General features: G+C 32.9%; 1 protein-coding gene and 1 pseudogene. Both read left to right on the top strand.

Annotated elements, in window-relative coordinates:
- Positions 1–715: pseudogene (locus tag ACGH46_RS11025) on the top strand (hypothetical protein); the annotation flags it as partial.
- A 10-nt stretch (positions 716–725) separates the two neighbouring features.
- The gene (locus ACGH46_RS11020; protein WP_267360336.1) at positions 726–1,088 is read left to right on the top strand and encodes a hypothetical protein; all 363 of its coding nucleotides are present in this window, start codon (positions 726–728) and stop codon (positions 1,086–1,088) included.
- Positions 1,089–1,360: the final 272 nt, after the last annotated feature.

The raw sequence follows: 1,360 nt of genomic DNA, 5'->3' as shown, positions 1-1,360 counted from the left end.
TTTTACGGTATTTAGCCCTCATGAAGAACGCCTGTCAAACTTAGTACAAGAATTTCCCGAACTGGCTAACCCAATAACCGAATATTTACAAGCCAAGCCAGACGATAGTTTTGCAGAAGGACGATTAAAAAACAGCTTAGAAGGAATAATAGCCGGCGGCTTAGCCGAACCCTTAACCCGTTCACTACGCTTATTAAAATACGCCCGAATTAAAATAACCGGCACTGAAGTCAGAACCAAGGTACATCATAAAATTGAAGCGTTAGAGGTTGAATTAGATGAGGTTAATTGGAATAATGTTGTTGAAAAGGGAGAGATAGGATCTTTAACCGGCAAACCAACTGAAATACCACTTTCAAGTACTTCTGAAAATATACGCTCAATTATAAGAGAAAATGAAAGTGCTCAAATTCTTTCAAAGAATGGTTATCATGTGGAACAGAATCCCATTACATCAGGAATAAAAAACCCAGATTACAAAATTAATGGTGAAATATTTGATAACTATGCTCCAAGTTCAAATAATGTTAGGAATATTTGGGCTGGCGTTGAAGATAAAGTGCTTAAGGGGCAAACAAACAATGTAGTTATTAATATATCTGATTCTAAAGTGACGGTAGATGCTCTTGAAGAACAGTTTTCTAAATGGGAGATTAAAGGATTGGATAAAATAATTGTTATAGATAAATCAGGAAATATAACTAGAATTAAGTGAGATAAATATTATGGCAATAGATATAACATGCTATACAACATTAGATGCAGAGTTATTAAATAAAAAAATTAGTAAGGTTAAATCAGATTATAAAGATATTTTTGATAAATCATATATTATTTATTTGGCTTCACCAATTTTAGAACGAAAACAATTAGAGTTTATTAGTGATAATCAGAAAAGATATTCTCTAGAAAGTAAGTTATTAATTGCTGAAGAATTTGGTTTAGAAGGTGCTAGATCATATTTTATGGTATCGGTAAATGATAAATCCTTTCCGGAAATGAATACATCAGAAATAGCAGATCTTTTACGCTCAGAGCTAGGAAAAGAAAATATCATTGTATTGCTTAACAATGAGAAATTAATTTAATTTTTCCCCGATCAATAGATTGGGGACTTTCATCTATTTTTTGATCTCTATCACAAGCTTAATCATTATTTTATTCAGCTCAAAGTTAATGATGAACGTTAGCCCTATATAAAATTAGTGGATGTCATCTTTGACCGCCAAACACAGCACCGAGCCTGGTATCAAGATGTGCCCTTACAGATATTGGGTGGATTACGAGATGCAGGGCAAAGTACACTCGATTTATTATGGGATAGCAACTTAATTAATCCGATATTGCCACTATTTTTTGC

Source organism: Gilliamella sp. CG22, from assembly GCF_046635725.1.
GTDB classification, from domain to species: domain Bacteria; phylum Pseudomonadota; class Gammaproteobacteria; order Enterobacterales; family Orbaceae; genus Gilliamella; species Gilliamella apicola_I.
This window is presented reverse-complemented; position numbering and strand designations above follow the sequence as displayed.